Source organism: Streptomyces sp. NPDC002574, assembly GCF_042889545.1.
In the GTDB taxonomy this organism is placed as follows: domain Bacteria; phylum Actinomycetota; class Actinomycetes; order Streptomycetales; family Streptomycetaceae; genus Actinacidiphila.
This window is the reverse complement of record NZ_JBIARB010000003.1, coordinates 537,218-552,337: the sequence shown is the minus strand read 5'-3', so window position 1 is coordinate 552,337 and position 15,120 is coordinate 537,218. Positions and strand designations below refer to the sequence as shown.

At 71.4% G+C, this 15,120-nt stretch carries 19 protein-coding genes; 1 reads left to right on the top strand and 18 read right to left on the bottom strand.

Translation table 11 applies throughout. The features are described 5' to 3' along the window. Nucleotides 1–197: 197 nt before the first annotated feature. Nucleotides 198–845: a murein hydrolase activator EnvC family protein gene (locus ACFYXS_RS09425; RefSeq protein ID WP_389245596.1), complete on the top strand. Its 648-nt coding sequence runs from the start codon at nucleotides 198–200 to the stop codon at nucleotides 843–845. On the opposite strand, the gene ACFYXS_RS09420 is transcribed toward ACFYXS_RS09425, so the two are convergent. The 18 genes from ACFYXS_RS09420 to proS all read right to left on the bottom strand — a co-directional run bounded on the left by ACFYXS_RS09420 (nucleotide 814) and on the right by proS (nucleotide 15,089). Further along, nucleotides 814–1,371, bottom strand: coding sequence for a TetR/AcrR family transcriptional regulator (locus ACFYXS_RS09420; RefSeq protein ID WP_389245844.1), 558 nt, complete (start codon nucleotides 1,369–1,371; stop codon nucleotides 814–816). The genes ACFYXS_RS09425 and ACFYXS_RS09420 overlap by 32 nt on opposite strands. Before the next feature lie 79 nt (nucleotides 1,372–1,450). Further along, nucleotides 1,451–2,287: an RNA polymerase sigma factor WhiG gene (whiG, locus tag ACFYXS_RS09415; protein ID WP_389245594.1), complete on the bottom strand. Its 837-nt coding sequence runs from the start codon at nucleotides 2,285–2,287 to the stop codon at nucleotides 1,451–1,453. Between the two features lie 150 nt (nucleotides 2,288–2,437). Then, a complete protein-coding gene (dprA, locus tag ACFYXS_RS09410; RefSeq protein WP_389245592.1) occupies nucleotides 2,438–3,670 on the bottom strand; it encodes a DNA-processing protein DprA in 1,233 nt (410 codons plus the stop codon). Then, a complete protein-coding gene (locus ACFYXS_RS09405) occupies nucleotides 3,670–5,295 on the bottom strand; it encodes a YifB family Mg chelatase-like AAA ATPase (RefSeq protein WP_389245590.1) in 1,626 nt (541 codons plus the stop codon). Before ACFYXS_RS09405 ends, dprA begins: the two co-directional genes overlap by 1 nt. After that, nucleotides 5,295–5,669 (bottom strand): YraN family protein, encoded by a 375-nt coding sequence (locus ACFYXS_RS09400; protein ID WP_389245588.1) that lies wholly within the window; start codon nucleotides 5,667–5,669, stop codon nucleotides 5,295–5,297. The genes ACFYXS_RS09405 and ACFYXS_RS09400 overlap by 1 nt, the downstream gene beginning before the upstream one ends. 111 nt (nucleotides 5,670–5,780) lie before the next feature. Then, nucleotides 5,781–6,107: a DUF2469 domain-containing protein gene (locus ACFYXS_RS09395; protein ID WP_018562949.1), complete on the bottom strand. Its 327-nt coding sequence runs from the start codon at nucleotides 6,105–6,107 to the stop codon at nucleotides 5,781–5,783. 39 nt (nucleotides 6,108–6,146) lie between these two features. Then, nucleotides 6,147–6,629 (bottom strand): NUDIX hydrolase, encoded by a 483-nt coding sequence (locus tag ACFYXS_RS09390; protein ID WP_389245586.1) that lies wholly within the window; start codon nucleotides 6,627–6,629, stop codon nucleotides 6,147–6,149. Nucleotides 6,630–6,631: 2 nt separating this feature from the next. Continuing rightward, the gene (gene lepB / locus ACFYXS_RS09385) at nucleotides 6,632–7,405 is read right to left on the bottom strand and encodes a signal peptidase I (RefSeq protein WP_389245584.1); all 774 of its coding nucleotides are present in this window, start codon (nucleotides 7,403–7,405) and stop codon (nucleotides 6,632–6,634) included. Between the two features lie 43 nt (nucleotides 7,406–7,448). After that, entirely contained in the window at nucleotides 7,449–8,267 is an 819-nt protein-coding gene (lepB, locus tag ACFYXS_RS09380; protein ID WP_389245842.1) for a signal peptidase I, read from the bottom strand. After that, nucleotides 8,245–9,372, bottom strand: coding sequence for a signal peptidase I (lepB, locus tag ACFYXS_RS09375; protein WP_389245582.1), 1,128 nt, complete (start codon nucleotides 9,370–9,372; stop codon nucleotides 8,245–8,247). The genes lepB (ACFYXS_RS09380) and lepB (ACFYXS_RS09375) overlap by 23 nt, the downstream gene beginning before the upstream one ends. Continuing rightward, on the bottom strand, nucleotides 9,365–10,003 hold the full coding sequence (lepB, locus tag ACFYXS_RS09370) for a signal peptidase I (protein WP_389245580.1): 639 nt from the start codon (nucleotides 10,001–10,003) through the stop codon (nucleotides 9,365–9,367). The genes lepB (ACFYXS_RS09375) and lepB (ACFYXS_RS09370) overlap by 8 nt, the downstream gene beginning before the upstream one ends. A gap of 42 nt (nucleotides 10,004–10,045) precedes the next feature. Then, nucleotides 10,046–10,396 carry a 50S ribosomal protein L19 gene (rplS, locus tag ACFYXS_RS09365; RefSeq protein ID WP_389245577.1) on the bottom strand — a complete coding sequence of 117 codons (351 nt, stop codon included), beginning with the start codon at nucleotides 10,394–10,396 and terminating at the stop codon, nucleotides 10,046–10,048. 132 nt (nucleotides 10,397–10,528) lie between these two features. Beyond that, complete coding sequence (trmD, locus tag ACFYXS_RS09360) at nucleotides 10,529–11,338, bottom strand: tRNA (guanosine(37)-N1)-methyltransferase TrmD (RefSeq protein ID WP_389245575.1); 810 nt, start codon at nucleotides 11,336–11,338, stop codon at nucleotides 10,529–10,531. Next, complete coding sequence (gene rimM, locus ACFYXS_RS09355) at nucleotides 11,338–11,910, bottom strand: ribosome maturation factor RimM (RefSeq protein ID WP_389245573.1); 573 nt, start codon at nucleotides 11,908–11,910, stop codon at nucleotides 11,338–11,340. Before rimM ends, trmD begins: the two co-directional genes overlap by 1 nt. A gap of 91 nt (nucleotides 11,911–12,001) precedes the next feature. Continuing rightward, nucleotides 12,002–12,241, bottom strand: a complete 240-nt coding sequence (locus ACFYXS_RS09350) for an RNA-binding protein (RefSeq protein WP_319659722.1) — start codon at nucleotides 12,239–12,241, stop codon at nucleotides 12,002–12,004. 2 nt (nucleotides 12,242–12,243) lie between these two features. Then, nucleotides 12,244–12,675 carry a 30S ribosomal protein S16 gene (gene rpsP / locus ACFYXS_RS09345; RefSeq protein WP_389245571.1) on the bottom strand — a complete coding sequence of 144 codons (432 nt, stop codon included), beginning with the start codon at nucleotides 12,673–12,675 and terminating at the stop codon, nucleotides 12,244–12,246. Nucleotides 12,676–12,895: 220 nt separating this feature from the next. Beyond that, nucleotides 12,896–13,486 carry a hypothetical protein gene (locus ACFYXS_RS09340; RefSeq protein ID WP_389245569.1) on the bottom strand — a complete coding sequence of 197 codons (591 nt, stop codon included), beginning with the start codon at nucleotides 13,484–13,486 and terminating at the stop codon, nucleotides 12,896–12,898. Between the two features lie 190 nt (nucleotides 13,487–13,676). After that, entirely contained in the window at nucleotides 13,677–15,089 is a 1,413-nt protein-coding gene (proS, locus tag ACFYXS_RS09335; protein ID WP_389245567.1) for a proline--tRNA ligase, read from the bottom strand. Nucleotides 15,090–15,120: the final 31 nt, after the last annotated feature.

The window sequence follows — 15,120 nt, the reverse complement described above, 5'->3', positions numbered from 1 at the left end:
GGAGCGCGTCCACCGCTCACAGGGAGGACGGTGGCGGGGCGTGCGAAGTCGACCCGGTGACCCGGATCGCCATGGAAAGTGTACGGGACCGCCGGAGCCGTGGGCGACATCGTGCCTGCGCGGTGCGGGCGGGGGGCGTTGTCCACAGGTCGCGACCATGATCATCTCTTCGCGGCGGGGTCCGTCACCGTTGGGGCATGACGAGATCGACGGTGTTCGTGGTGACGGTGTACCTCGCGGTGGCGACGTGGCTCGGCGGGCTCACGGGGCCGGTGAACGCGGCCGTGCGCCAGGGTGACCAGGGTGGCGGTCCGGCCGACCGTGCGTGGCCGGTGGCGGGGGCGGGCGGGGCGCGCCGACCGGTGGTGGAGCGGGGCTTCGACCCCCCGCTCGTGCGGTGGGCGGCCGGGCACCGGGGGGTGGATCTGCGGGCGGGCCCCGGCGCACCGGTGCGCGCGGCAGCGCCCGGGCAGGTGGCGTACGCCGGGTCGGTCGCCGGGCGCGGGGTGGTGGTGATCCGGCTCGCGGAGGGCCTGCGGATCACCTACCAGCCGGTGCGGGCGACGGTCGCGGTGGGCGAGGAGGTCCGCGCCGGCCAGGTGGTCGGCGTGCTGGCGGACGGGCCGTGGCACTGCCCGGGCGGCTGTCTGCACTGGGGGCTGCTGCGTGGGGAGTTCTATCTCGATCCGCTGTCGCTGCTGTCGGACCGGATACTGCGCGGCGGGCCGTCCCGGCTGCTGCCGGTCTTCGGTGTGCCGCTCCCCGAGGGGACGGGAGGAGGGGCGATGCCGGAGGGCACGGCGGCGCCCGCACTCAGCCGAGGACCCCGCGCAGCGCCGTGGTGACGGCGGCGTCGGCGATGGCGTCCGGCTCCTCGGCGGCGCCGAGTTCGATGCGGCGCACGGCGGCGTCCACGACACCCTGCAGCAGCATGGCGATGAGCCGGGGTTCATGGTGGCCGAGGGCGCCCAGGGCGTCGACGACCATGGCGATCAGGCCGCCGTGGGCGGCGCGGATCCTCTCGCGGGCCCCCGCGTCGAGCTCACCGGCGGAGATGGCGACCACGGCTCGGTGCCTGCGGTCCCCGACGAGGGCGAGCTGACTGCGCACATACGCCTCGATCTTGCCCTCGGGTCTGTCGGCCGCCGCCATCGCCGCCTCGACCTCGGCCGCCCACAGGGGGAAGTCGACCCGGCACAGCTCCTCGACGACGGCCGCGCGCGAGCGGAAGTACTCGTACACCGAGGACCTGGCCAGGCCGGTGCGCTCGGCCAGGGCGGGGAAGGTCAGCGCTTCCGTACCGCCCTCGGAGAGCAGGGTTCGCGCGGCGTCCAGCAGGGCGTCGCGCTGCATCGACCTGTGCTCGGCCACCGAGGCCGCTCGAATCTTGGGCACGCCACCACTGTACGGAAGCCGCGCGGCGGCCGGGCCCTCCCGTCGGCAACGCGCGTCATCGGCCGACGTCGGCCAGTTTCGCGCGCAATTGGAGCACGGACTTGGTGTGGATCTGGCTGACCCTGCTCTCGGTCACCCCGAGCACCTGTCCGATCTCGGCGAGTGTGAGCCCCTCGTAGTAGTAGAGGGTGACCACGGTCTTCTCGCGATCGGGCAGGGTGTTGATCGCCCGGGCCAGCAGCCGGCGCAGCTCACGGTCCTCGGCGACCTCGACGGGGTTGTCGGCGCCGGTGTCCTCCAGCGTGTCGACGAGGCTCAGCCGGTCGCCGCCCTCGACACCGCCGTGCAGCAGGTCCTCCAGGGCGACCACATTGGCGAGCGAGAGCTGGCTGAACACCGCGTGCAGTTCCTCCACCGCGATGCCCATCTCCGCGGCGACCTCGGGCTCGCTGGGGGTACGCCGCAGCGACGCCTCCAGCGTGGCGTAGGCGCGCTCGACGGCGCGGGCCTTCTGGCGCACCGAGCGGGGGATCCAGTCCAGGGCGCGCAGTTCGTCGATCATGGCGCCGCGGATGCGGGTGATCGCGTAGGTCTCGAACTTGATCGCGCGCTCGGGATCGAACTTCTCGATGGCGTCGATGAGCCCGAAGACCCCGGAGGAGACGAAGTCCGCCTGCTCGACGTTCGCCGGCAGACCCACGCTGACGCGCCCGGCCACGTACTTCACCAGGGGCGAGTAGTGCAGGATCAACTGCTCACGCAGGCGTGTGTCCCCCGTGGACTTGTAGGTCCGCCACAGCGCGTCGAGCGTGGTGGGGCCGGGAGGCCGGGGGGAACCGGTGACGGTGGTCGCCGCCGTCGCGCGGTCTGACCCGGGGGTGTGCGGGTGCATGCGTGGATTTGAGCCGTTCTGCTGTGACCTGCGGGGCGGACGGGACTCGGACCTCCTTGAGCGTAGCGTGACGGCGAGGTCGCAGAACGCGACGATGCGGCGTCCCCATAACCTCGCCATCCCGGAGGTCCCAGGTCAAGAACCGTCGTGTCACCTGATGGTGTGTTCACCGGCAGAGCGTGTCGGCGCGAACCCCTCCTTCAGATGGTTTTCCGCCAACTTCCAGCGCGCGCCGTCACGTTCCACAAAGCCGAGAACGTGCAGCTCAAGGAGCCGGCCGAGCGTCTCGTCGGGGGTGCTCGCGGCGGCCGCCGCGATCGCGGTGCACTCGGCGCCGGCCCGGCCGCCCGGCAGCGCCTCCAGGACCCGCGCGGTCTCCGCCGGCAGCAGGTCGTGCGGCAGCAGGGGCCCACGGCGCTCGGGCGCGAGGTCCTGCCCGATCCGGCCGACGAGATCGGCCACATCGGCCGCGCCGGTCACCAGCACGCCGTCCGCGCGCAGCAGTTCGTGCACCCCCTGCGACAGCGCCGACGTGCAGGGTCCGGGCACGCCCATGACGAAACGTCCCAGCTCACGGGAGCGGCGGGCGGTGATCAGCGAGCCGCTGCGGTACTGGGCCTCGACCACGACCGTGCCTCGCGTCAGCGCGGCGATCACGCGATTGCGGAGCACGAACCGCGACCGTGTCGGATGCGATGCGGGCGGCAATTCACTGACGAGCAGCCCTTGTTCGGCGATGCGTCCGATCAACTCGGCATGACCTGGCGGATAGGGCACGTCCACCCCGCTCGCGACGACCCCCACGGTCGCGCCACCGGCGGACAGCGCCCCCCGGTGCGCCGCACCGTCGATCCCGTACGCCGCGCCGGATACCACGACCCAGCCCGCCTCGGCGAGGTCCGCACCGAGGGTGGACGCCATGTGGGAGCCGTAGGACGTGCACGCGCGGGCACCGACGACGGCGACCGAGCGCAGTGCCCACATCCGCAGCGAGGGCCGCCCCCGCGTCCACAGCCCGAACGGCCGCTCGTCCCCGAGGTCGTCCAGTTGACTCGGCCAGTCCGTGTCCCCCGGGCACACGAAGCGCCCGCCCATCGCCCGCACCGCGGCCAGGTCCCGCACCGGGTCGACACGGGCCGCCCGCAGGGCGTAGCCCGCCCGCCGCCGCTCGCTCGCCCCGGGCAGCGCGTCGCCCGCCGTGAGGGCCCTGAGCGTCTCCACGGGGCCGAACTCGCGCAGCCACCGCCCGGCGATCTCGCCGCCGGGGTCCGCGACGCGTGTGAGTGCGGCCCGGGCGAGGCGTTCCTCGTCGGTCGGGGGCGGTTCGTCCCCAGGGAGGGGTTCGCCGAGCGTGTCGTCGGTGTCGAAGAGCGTGGCGGCCATCAACGGCCTCCCGTCGCAGTCGCCGTGGCCGCCGCTGCCACGAGGCTGCGGCGGACCCCGGTGCGCAGTTCCAGGGCGCGTTCCATGTCGACGCCGTCGGGCCGGTCCCGGCCGGCCAGGTCGGCGACGGTCCAGGCGACCCGCAGCACACGGTCGAGGCCGCGGGCGGTGAGCAGCCCGCGTTCCATGTCCCGCTCGGCGGCGCGCAGCGCGCCCGGGGCGACAGCCCAGCGGGTCCGCAGTTCGTGACCGGGGACCTCGCTGTTGATCCGCCAGGGGGTGCCCGCGTACCGCGCCGCGGCCCGTTCCCGTGCCTCGCGCACCCTTGCCGCCACCGTCTGCGTGCTCTCGGCTCCGCCGGTGTTGCCCATCAGCTCGCAGCGGCTGACCGCCTCGACGTCCACGCGCAGGTCGACCCGGTCCAGCAGCGGCCCGGACAACCGCCCCTGGTACCGGCGGACCATGCTGGGCGTGCAGTCGCACATGCCGCCGGGCGAGCCGTACCGCCCGCAAGGGCAGGGATTCGCGGCCAGGACCAGCAAGAAGCGCGCCGGAAGGCGTACGACGCTGGCGGCACGGGCGATGACGACGTGGCCGGACTCCAGCGGCTGACGCAGCGCGTCGAGCGCCTGACCGCTGAACTCGGGTGCCTCGTCAAGAAAGAGCACGCCTTTGTGGGACAGCGAGACGGCACCGGGGCGCGGCAGGGCGTTGCCGCCGCCGACGAGGGACTGCATCGTTGCCGAGTGGTGCGGGGCGCAGTAGGGCGGCTCGTCGACCAGGGGCTTTCCCGGAGGCAGGATGCCGGCGACCGAGTGGACGGCCGAGACCTCGACCGACTCCTGCCGCGTCAGGGGCGGCAAAAGGCCGGGCAGCCGTTCCGCGAGCATGGTCTTGCCGGCGCCCGGCGGTCCCTTGAGATACAGGTGGTGGCCGCCCGCCGCCGCAACCTCCAGGGCCGTGCGGGCCGTGCCCTGCCCGGCGACGTCGGCGAGGTCGGGCGTCCCGGTGTCGGACAGGCCCGTGCCGTGTCCCGCTCCGGGCAGCGCGAGGCCGGCCAGCATCGGGTCGGGGCGCCCCTCACCCGGGTCCTCGGGCTCCTCGGGTGCCAGTTCGTCGTTGAGCAGTGCGATCAGCTGCCGCAGGCTGCGCACCCCGAGCACGGAGACGCCCGGCACGAGCGAGGCCTCCGCCACCGTCCGCTCGGGGACCACCACGTGCCGGTACCCGGCTTCCGCGGCGGCCAGGACGGCCGGGAGCACCCCGCGCACGGGCCGGACGCGGCCGTCGAGGCCCAGCTCGCCGATCATCATCAGATCGGCGATGTCCTTCGGGGCGACCCGTTCATTGGCGGCGAGCACGGCGCACGCGACGGCCAGGTCGAAGCCGCTGCCGCCCTTGGGGACGGACGCGGGGCTCAGGCCGACGGTGAGCTTCTTCTGCGGCCAGGTCTCGCCGCTGTTGACGAGCGCGGCGCGGACCCGGTCGCGGCTCTCGCTCAGGCTCTTGTCGGGCAGTCCCACCAGCGTGAACGCCGCGACGCCGGGTTCCAGGTCGGCCTGGACCTCGACGACGACGCCCTCCACGCCGAGCAGCGCCACCGAACACGTACGGGCGAATCCCATCAGGCGGCCCCCCGTACGTGCTCGACCCGGGCGGCGCCCCGCTCGGGCAGGGTCACGCCGACCACGTCGATGCGGACCCCGCCCTGCGGCGGTGGGCCGCCGTGGTCGGCCAGCCAGCACTCGGCGAGCCGCCGCAGCCGTTCGGCCTTGCGTGCGGTGACCGCGGCCATGGGATGCTCGGGGCCGCCCTCCGCCCGCGATTTGACCTCGCACACGACCACGGCGTCGCCGTCGGCAGCCACGATGTCGATCTCGCCGTGACGCTCACGGTGCCGGCAGCGCCAGTTGCGCTCCAGCACGGTCATCCCGGCCGCCGCCAGGGAGCGTGCCGCCAGTTCCTCGCCGTACCGTCCGAATGCCCCTCGGGCGTTCATGTCACACCACCTCCGTCACTCACTGTGACGGAGGTGGTGCCCGAAAGATGATCTTGCCGAAGCCCTGTGGATAACTCCCCGCGGGGGCTGACCGCGCCGGGCCCGCGCGGCTCAGCCGTTGAAGCCGGAGTCGTCCGAGGGAAGGTCGAGGTCGGCCTTGTTGAGCTCCTCGATGTTCACGTCCTTGAACGTGAGCACCCGCACCTGCTTCACGAAACGCGCCGGACGGTACATGTCCCAGACCCACGCATCGGCCATCGACACTTCGAAGAAGACCTCACCCTGCACCGAGTGCACCTGCATCTCGTAGTCGTTGGTGAGGTAGAAGCGACGCTCGGTCTCGATCACGTACTTGAACAGGCCGACGACATCCCGGTACTCCCGGTAGAGCTTGAGCTCCATCTCGGTCTCGTACTTCTCGAGGTCCTCGGCACTCATGGCATGTTCCCCTTCAGCCGTACGTCCCCCCATTGTGCGTCAGTCACGCTCTGTCCCCAGGTGGATCGGGGACAGAGGGGGTCCTTCGTCCAGCAGCGCGCCCAGCAGTCCGGCGAGTCTGGTCGGGTACACCGTCTCACGCGTGCCGAGAAGTTCTTCACAGGTCCACCATCGCAGGCCCGTGACGCTGCGCCGCTCCAATTCCGTCAATCCGGCCGTATGGAATCGGGTGTCGTCGGTCCGGGCCAGGAAATACCACTCGTCCTGCTCCCAGCGCCGCCCGTCGAAGTCGAACGCGCACGAACGCTCCCAGAGCACCGGCCCGAGCTTCACGCCCGTGAGGCCGGTCTCCTCGGCGAGCTCGCGCCGTGCCGCGTCCTCCAGGCTCTCGCCCTCCTCGACCCCGCCTCCCGGGGTGAACCACCAGGTCACCGACGGGTCGTCCGGCTCGTAGCCGTGCAGCAGCAGGATCCGGTCCAAGGGATCGAGCAGGATCACCCGCGCCGCGCGCCGCCGCGCCATGGTCAGCGCGCCGTCCGCCGGCGGCCGGCCACCCGGGCGAGCGGCCCGTACGCGGCCCCGCAGAAGATGAGCACGGCACCGCCCACCACGGCCGCCACGACCGCCTTCAGCGGTCCGGGGGCCGACGGTCCGTCCCCCGACAGGCCGGCGAAGGCCGCGGGCCGCTGCAGCATGCCCATGCGGCCGCTGGGCCAGGCGATGGCGTCGGCGCGGGCGTTCACCGCGCTGCGCGGCACGGAGCCGTCGTCGGAGTCGGTGAGCCGGACGCGGGAGTCCTCCGACGTGGCGCGGTTGTCGCCCATCATGAAGAGATTGTCCTTCGGCACGGTGGCCGAGAAGCCGGTCGGCGAGGCCGGTGCCTTGGGGTCGAGCAGGTACGGCTCGTCGATCGGCTTGCCGTTGACGGTCAGCCGCCCCTGCTTGTCGCAGCAGGCGACCTTGTCGCCGCCGACCGCCACGACCCGCTTGACCATGGGGACGTCCCCCCACAGCGGGTCGTTGAAGACCACGATGTCGCCGCGGCGGACCTCGGAACCGTCGATGCGCTGGGCGAGGATCCGGTCGCCGGCGTCCACGGTCGGGGTCATCGACCCGGTCGGAACGGTGTAGGGCTGGTAGAGGATCGCACCCCAGACGAAGCCGCCGAGGAAGAGGACGGAACCGAGGGCGACGGCCAGGCCGGAGAGTATTCCTCCGGCCCGTCCGCCGCCCTTACCGCCCGTCCCGCGCGTGCCGCCCGTCGTCGTACGCGTGCCCGTGCGTGTGCCTGTGCTCATGCGACGGCACCCTACCCGGCGGTACGGATCCGGGGCAGCCCCGTCACTTCGCCTGGTTGACCAGTCGGCGCCGCCGGAGCAGCACCAGCGGCACCGCGCCCGCGACACCCGCCGCGGCGGGCAGCCCCGCGGCGGCGGCCGCGCTGATGCCCGGCTGGTCGAAGGTGCTGGGGATCGGCAGGGTCGACCAGCGCCCGATCGGCCAGGCCACGACGAACGCGCGGCCGACGACCTCGTCGTTGGAGACGGTGCCGTTGCCCGGCAGATCCTGGTGGTACCGCGAGTCCAGGGAGTCCTGACGGTGGTCGCCCATCACCCAGATCCGGTCCTTGGGGACCCTGATCGGACCGAAGGGACGGTCGCCGCAAGGGGTGTTCCCCGGGTAGATGTACGGCTCGTTCAGCGCCTTGCCGTTCACCTTGACCGGGCCGGTGCCCTGGCACTCCACGGTGTCACCGCCGACCGCGATGACCCGCTTGATCAGGTCCTTCTCCTCGGCGGACGGCATGAGCCCGACGAAGCTGAGGACCTTCTGGATCGCCGAGGTGACCGGGTTGGTGTCGACCGGCGCGGTCTCGCCGAGCCAGCCGCCCGGGTCGTGGAAGACCACGACCTCGCCGCGCTCGGGCTCCGAGCCGAACCAGGGCGTCAGTTTGTCGACGAGGACCCGGTCGCCCTCCTGCAGTGTGTTCTCCATCGACGCGGACGGGATGGAGAAGGCCTGCACCAGAAACGTCTTGATCAGCAGCGCGAGCACCAGGGCGATCACGATGAGCAGCGGCAGTTCCTTCCAGAACGAGCGCTGCTTCTGCGGCGTGCTGCCACCGCCGTCGGTCGCGTCATCCGCCTCGTCGGAGGAGATGCCCGAACCGGAGTCCGCGCGCACGCCGTCGCCGGGCTTCACCCCGTCCTCGCCGGTCGCGCCGGCCGAGGACCCCCGGTCCTCCGGCTCTTCGCGTCCGGACCTTGCGCCGACCACCAGGTCCCCCACGTCCACTCCTCACTCCACGCTGCCGCCCGCGTCGCCAGATGCGGCGCAGGCCCACGACTCCCATAACGAGCGGGAGTTCCGCAGGAGGCGGGAGCGCAATCATTCCTTGCCGATTGTTGGATGTTGCCACCCTATTGCTCACAGTGGCGGCAGACGCGCCAGAGAGAGCCGGTGCGGCGACGGTGGAGAAAGTGGTCGGCTCCTTCAGCCCGGACCAGTGGCCGAGGGGCCAGGCCACGGCGAAGGCACGCCCGACGACCAGGCTCTCGGGCACGGTGCCGTCACCGGGGTCCTTCAGGTGGAACCGGGAGTCCGCGGAGTTGGAGCGGTGGTCGCCCATGACGAACAGCCGGCCCGGTGGAACCTTGACCGTGAATTTAATGTCAGAGGGCGGATTGCCCGGATAGATGTACGGCTCGTCGAGCGGGGTGCCATTGACGGTGACCCGGCCGTCCTTGTCGCAGCACTTCACCGTGTCGCCGCCGACCGCGACGACCCGCTTGATCAGGTCCTGCTCGTCCGCGGACGGCAGCAGGCCGATGAAGGTGAAGAACTCCTTGACCTGCTTGACCCCCACGGGGTCCTGGCCGCTGGAGGCCTGCTCGCCCTCCAGCCAGTTGCCGGGGTCCTTGAAAACGACAACGTCACCGCGGTGCGGCTTGGCGCCGAACCAGGGGGTGAACTTGTCGACGACCACGCGGTCGCCGATGCGGATCGTCTGCTCCATGGAGCCGGACGGGATGACGAACGCCTGGAGCAGGAAGGTCTTCAGGACCAGTGCGATCAGCAGGGCGACGCCGATCAGCAGCGGTATCTCCCTGGCTGCGGAGCGCCGGCGTTTGCGCTTGACCTTCCGGGCCAGCCTGCGGCGCTCGGCACGGCCGCCGCTCCTGCGCGGGCCCGCGGTCTCCGCCTCGTCGCCCAGGTACGCCGCGCGGACGGGCCGGTCCTCGCCCGGCCGCCCCCGGCTACCCACGGGCGCCGTCCAGCGACCGGCGCCGGCCCAGCGGCCAGAAGGTGGCCTCGGCCCTGCCGATCACCTTGTCCACCGGGACCGTGCCCCCTCCGGGGTCACCGAGGTGGTCGCGGGAATCCCGGCTGTCGGCACGGTGGTCGCCCATCACCCACAGCCTCCCCTCAGGAACCTCGATGTCGAACGCTACCCGTGACGGTGTGTCGCCGGGATAAAGATAGGTCTCGTCCAGAGGGCGGCCGTTGACGGTGATCCGGCCCTGCCGGTCGCAGCAGGTCACCCGGTCCCCGCCGACACCGATCACCCGCTTGATGTAGTCGGTCCTGCCGGACTCCTGCACGAAGGATCCCTCGCCGTCGAACACCACGACGTCTCCCCGGGCCGGGGCGCCGCCGAAACGGTACGCCAGTTTGTCGACCAGCACCCGGTCCCCGGATCGCAGGGTGTTCTCCATCGACCCGCTGGGAATCTCGAAGGGCTGTGCCACGAAAGTGTTGACCGCGGCGATCAAGGCGGCGAACGCCACGACGAGAAGCGCATACCGCTGTGTACGTACGCCGAAGCGCGACCGCTCATCCTGCCTTGGGGCCGGATCTGTGCGGTCGCGCTCCGGAAGAGGTACCTCAGTGTCCATCGAGCGCAGAGCCTATACGGCCCCGCATATGCCCGGACGGACTCACCTGTCGCGCTTCTCCTTGATCTTCGCGGCCTTGCCGCGCAGCTCACGGAGGTAGTACAGCTTCGCGCGACGGACGTCACCGCGGGTCACGAGCTCGATCTTCTCGAAGATCGGGCTGTGCACCGGGAAGGTACGCTCGACGCCGACGCTGAAGGAGACCTTGCGGACCGTGAAGGTCTCACGGACGCCGGAACCCTGGCGGCGGATGACAACGCCCTTGAACTGCTGGATACGGGAGCGGTTGCCCTCGATCACGCGGACGTGGACGTTGACGGTGTCGCCCGGACGGAAGGCCGGGATGTCGCTGCGCAGCGACGCGACGTCGACGGTGTCGAGCAGGTGGGACATGTCTGTCTGCTTTCTTCGCCCATGCCACAGGTCATCGGCGGACATAGTGATGGTGATCGAGTGCCACCGCGTCGGACGGGCGTCGTGTCCCCCTGTGGCAGGGGCGCGCGGCGGACGCGGAGCGGCAGCCGCCTATTCTTCCACGGCTTCGGGGGCTCGCCAAAATCGGCCGTCCTCGCGCGGCGCCCAGCCGAGGGCCGCGAGGATCGCGCGGTCGTGCTTGTCCAGCGCGGCGGGGTCGCAGCGCTCGATCAGATCGGGGCGGTGCGCGGCGGTGCGCCGGAAGGCCTCGTCGCGGCGCCAGCGGGCGACCTTGCCGTGGTGACCGCTGAGCAGCAGGTCCGGCACACCGCGGTCCCGCCAGACCGGCGGCTTGGTGTAGACGGGGCCTTCCAGCAGGTCGGCCATGGCGCCGGGGGCGAAGGAGTCGTCGCGATGGGACTCCGCGTTGCCCAGCACGCCCGGCAGCAGCCGGGCGATCGCCTCGACCATGACCAGCACCGGGGCCTCGCCGCCGGCCAGTACGTAGTCGCCGATGGACACCTCGCGCACGTCGAGCCGGTCGCCGTACTCGTCGATGACGCGCCGGTCGATGCCCTCGTAACGGGCGGGGGTGAAGACCAGCCAGGGCTTCTCGGACAGCTCGACCGCGAGTTCCTGGCTGAAGGGGCGGCCGCTGGGGGTCGGTACCACGATCACGGGCGCGCCCTCGCCCGACGCCAGGACGGCGTCCAGCGCCTCGCCCCAGGGCTCGGGCTTCATGACCATGCCCGGGCCGCCGCCGTAGGGGGTGTCGTCGACCGTGTTGTGCCGGTCGTGGGTGTGCTCGCGCAGGTCGTGGACGCGTACGTCCAACTGACCGCGCGTCCTGGCCTTGCCGACCAGGGAGACGTTCAGCGGTTCCAGGTACTCCGGGAAGATCGTGACGACGTCGATGCGCATTACGCCGGCTCCGCCCCGCCCTCGCCGTCGCCTTCTTCGCGGCTGCCGGCGGTCTCGGCCTCGGCCTCGTCGAGCAGGCCCGGGGGCGGGTCGATGACGGCCCGCTGCTGATCCAGGTCGATCTCGGGGACGATCTCGCCGACGAAGGGCACCATGACCTCGCTGCCGTCCGGCCGCTCCACGACGAGCAAGTCGTGGTAAGGCAGGTGGGAGATCTCGGTGATGCGGCCGACCTCGGTCCCGTCGACGGTGACCACGTCGAGGTCGATCAGCTGGTGGTCGTAGAACTCCTCGGGGTCCTCCGGACGCTCTTCCGGGTCGACCTCGGCGATCAGCAGGATGTTGCGCAGCGCCTCGGCGCCCGTACGGTCCTTGACGCCCGCGAAGCGCAGCATCAACCGGCCGCTGTGCACACGGCCGGTCTCGATCGTGAGCGGTCCGGCCGAGGCCGGGTCCGTGGCCAGCACGGCGCCGGGCGCGAGCCGCAACTCCGGCTCGTCGGTGCGCACCTCCACCGAGACCTCGCCCTTGATGCCATGGGCGCGGCCGATGCGTCCCACTACCAGCTGCACTTGTTCGCGCTCCTGTGCGTTGCGTGTCGGATACGGCTCGGGCCGGGGGCGGCGGTGACGCCTCCCCCGGCCCGAGCCGGTGCTTCGTTACTCAGCGAACCTGGTCGACGTCGACGAGGTCGACGCGGACACCACGTCCGCCGATCGCGCCCACGACGGTGCGCAGGGCACGGGCGGTACGGCCGTTGCGGCCGATCACCTTGCCGAGGTCATCGGGATGCACCCGGACCTCCAGGACCTTCCCGCGACGCAGGGTGCGCTCGGCGACCTGCACGTCGTCGGGATTGTCGACGATGCCCTTGACCAGGTGTTCGAGGGCCTCCTCGAGCACGATCAGGCCTCGGTCGACTCGGCCGCGTCGGCGGCCTCGTCCTTCTTGTCGGACTTCTTGGCCTTCTGGGTGATGGCCTCACCCTTGGGCTCGTCCCCGGCGTCCTTGGCCGCGGCCTCGAAGAGGGCACGGTGGTCGGCCTTGGGCTCGGCGACCAGGAGCGGGGCCGGAGCCGGCTCGCCCTTGTACTTCTGCCAGTCGCCGGTCTTCTTGAGGATCGCGAGCACGGGCTCGGTCGGCTGCGCGCCGACACCCAGCCAGTACGCCACGCGCTCCGCGTCGACCTCGATGCGCGACGGGTTCTGGACCGGGTGGTACAGGCCGATCTCCTCGATGGCCCGGCCGTCACGGCGGGTCCGGGAGTCGGCGACGACGATGCGGTAGTGAGGCGAACGGATCTTGCCCAGACGCTTCAGCTTGATCTTGACTGCCACGGGAGTGGGTTCTCCTGGTGTTGACGTGGGTTGGGCACACCTGACCGCCACGTGGGGTTGTGGAGCCGGATGCCCGACGGACGCGTCAGCCGAAGGAGAGAGGGGTCCTGCACGGCTGCCGAGTGCTCAGCTGACCATTGTGCCATACGGCAGGCACGCCGCCGCACGCCGGGAACGTCCCCGGCGGTGCTCCGCGCACCCGCCGCCGCGGGCGGCCGCCTCAGGCGACCGCCGCGGCCTCCGGGATCCGGAAGGGTGTCCCGCACGCCCCGCAGACGATCGGCGCCTGTGCGAGCACGGACGGCACGACCCGGACATTGCGCCCGCAGTCGCAGACCGCCTTCACCCGAACGCCGCCACCCGAGGACCCGTGCCGGGCGGCGGGCCCGCGGAAGCTGCGCGCGGTGTCGGCGGTGGTCGCCGCGGTGTGCGCTCTGAGGGCGCGCTGCAGCCGGTCGATCGTGGCCCGGTAGCGCTTCTTGGTGTCGGGGCGCATCTGGACCAGGGAGAAGCCGCTGCTGGGGTGCGGCTCTTCCGAGTGGTCCAGGCCGAGCTCATCGGCGATGGCCAGGAACCGACGGTTGTGGTAGCGGCCCGCCCGCGAGGTGTCCCGGACGCCGCGCGCGGCGGCGACTCCGTGGACGGCCTCGTGCAGCAGGCGCTCGAAGGAGAGCTCTGTGCCGCACGCGGACGAGGACTCTCCGATCAGGGACTCGGGGGCGGCCAGATCGGGCAGCTCGGGGTGGTGCCGTTGAATGTCGGCCCATGCGACTGCCAGCTCGGCGGCGAGGACTGGTGGTGTCGTGCTCACGTCGTGACAACGAGCCGGGGGCGCCCGGTGTTCCGATACCGGGCCATCCCAAATATTTTGCACGTACTAGTCAGTTCAGGATGATGAGTACGCCTGAGGGCGGGTGCGGAGAACAGCGGAGAAGCCACGCACCCGCCTCAAGCAAGGACGTACTGCCGATTACGTACGTCGCTTTTCAGTCATCTGACGGTCAGTATGCCCGCGCGACGACCGCCACGGTACCCGGCGCGTCGTCCGTTTCCGGCACCGCCCCGTCCTCGGTGAGCAGGCAGCGCACCGACACGCTCTGCTCGGCGAGCTTGGCCTCGCCCTCCGGGCCCAGGTCCGCCCACGGGATGCGGGCCCAGCCGGTGGCCGCGGCCTCGGCGGCCTCGCCGATCGTCGCGACGTCCACGGTGCGCGCCTCGCGGCGCTCGCGGGACTGGCGCAGCAGCGTGGCCTGGTCCTCCTCGAGCGCCTTGGGGATCAGCGCGGTCAGCTCGTCGATGGCCACCGGCTCCTTGCCGCCGGGAATGCGGCGGGCCAGCATCGCGGTGCCGTTCTCCAGGTCGCGCGGGCCGACCTCGACGCGGACGGGCACGCCCTTGAGCTCCCAGTCCACGGCGCGGCGGCCGAAGGGGGTGTCGGTGCGCACGTCCACCTGCACGCGGATGCCCGCGGCCTTGAGCCGGTCGCCGATCTCGCGGACCTTGGCCACGACCTCGTCGTCGCCCTTGATCGCCAGCACGACGGCCTGCACGGGCGCCAGCCGCGGCGGCACGCGCAGTCCGTTGTCGTCGCCGTGGGACATGATCAGGCCGCCGACCATGCGGGTGGTCGCGCCCCAGGAGGTCTGCCAGACCAGTTCCTGCTTGCCCTCGCTGGACAGATAGGAGGTGTTGAACGCCTTGGCGAAGGTCTGGCCCAGCTCATGGCTGGTGCCCATCTGCAACGCCTTGCCGTCGCCCATCATGCCTTCGAGGGTGAGGGTGTTGATGGCGCCCGCGAATCGCTCCTTGGCGGTCTTGCGGCCCAGCACCACGTCGATGCCCAGCACATTGGTCATGAAGTCGCCGTACACCTCGCGGTGGATCATGCCGGCGTAGTCGCGCGCCTCCTCATAGGTCGCGTGCGCCGTGTGGCCCTCCTGCCAGAGGAACTCAGTCGTACGCAGGAACAGCCGGGGGCGCATCTCCCAACGGACGACGTTCGCCCACTGGTTGATCAGCAGCGGCAGGTCGCGGTAGCTCTGCACCCACTTGGAGAAGTAGTCGTTGATGATCATCTCGGAGGTGGGTCGGACCACCACCGACTCCTCCAGCTCCTTGCCTCCGCCGTGAGTGACCACCGCCAGCTCCGGGGCGAAACCCTCGACGTGCTCCGCCTCCTTGGCGAAGTACGACTGCGGGATGAAGAGCGGGAAGTAGGCGTTCTGAGCCCCCGCCTCCTTAATGCGCCCGTCAAGATCCTGCTGCATCCGCTCCCAGAGCGAGTACCCGTACGGCCGGATGACCATCGAGCCGCGCACCGGGCCGTTGTCGGCCAGCTCGGCCTTGTTGATCAGGTCCTGGTACCAGCGCGGGAAGTCGTCCGCCTGGGGCGTGAGTACGGGAGCCTTTGCCATGCGGCAGATGGTACGGGTCCGCCGCCGCCGG

What these genes read in the sequence shown, in the direction of transcription:
- ACFYXS_RS09425 (WP_389245596.1), top strand. Translation starts at nt 198, where the DNA reads ATGACGAGATCGACGGTGTTCGTGGTGACGGTGTACCTCGCGGTGGCG.
- whiG (WP_389245594.1), bottom strand. Translation starts at nt 2,287, where the DNA reads ATGCACCCGCACACCCCCGGGTCAGACCGCGCGACGGCGGCGACCACC.
- dprA (WP_389245592.1), bottom strand. Translation starts at nt 3,670, where the DNA reads ATGGCCGCCACGCTCTTCGACACCGACGACACGCTCGGCGAACCCCTC.
- ACFYXS_RS09405 (WP_389245590.1), bottom strand. Translation starts at nt 5,295, where the DNA reads ATGGGATTCGCCCGTACGTGTTCGGTGGCGCTGCTCGGCGTGGAGGGC.
- ACFYXS_RS09400 (WP_389245588.1), bottom strand. Translation starts at nt 5,669, where the DNA reads ATGAACGCCCGAGGGGCATTCGGACGGTACGGCGAGGAACTGGCGGCA.
- ACFYXS_RS09395 (WP_018562949.1), bottom strand. Translation starts at nt 6,107, where the DNA reads ATGAGTGCCGAGGACCTCGAGAAGTACGAGACCGAGATGGAGCTCAAG.
- ACFYXS_RS09390 (WP_389245586.1), bottom strand. Translation starts at nt 6,629, where the DNA reads ATGGCGCGGCGGCGCGCGGCGCGGGTGATCCTGCTCGATCCCTTGGAC.
- lepB (WP_389245584.1), bottom strand. Translation starts at nt 7,405, where the DNA reads ATGAGCACAGGCACACGCACGGGCACGCGTACGACGACGGGCGGCACG.
- lepB (WP_389245580.1), bottom strand. Translation starts at nt 10,003, where the DNA reads ATGGACACTGAGGTACCTCTTCCGGAGCGCGACCGCACAGATCCGGCC.
- rplS (WP_389245577.1), bottom strand. Translation starts at nt 10,396, where the DNA reads ATGTCCCACCTGCTCGACACCGTCGACGTCGCGTCGCTGCGCAGCGAC.
- trmD (WP_389245575.1), bottom strand. Translation starts at nt 11,338, where the DNA reads ATGCGCATCGACGTCGTCACGATCTTCCCGGAGTACCTGGAACCGCTG.
- proS (WP_389245567.1), bottom strand. Translation starts at nt 15,089, where the DNA reads ATGGCAAAGGCTCCCGTACTCACGCCCCAGGCGGACGACTTCCCGCGC.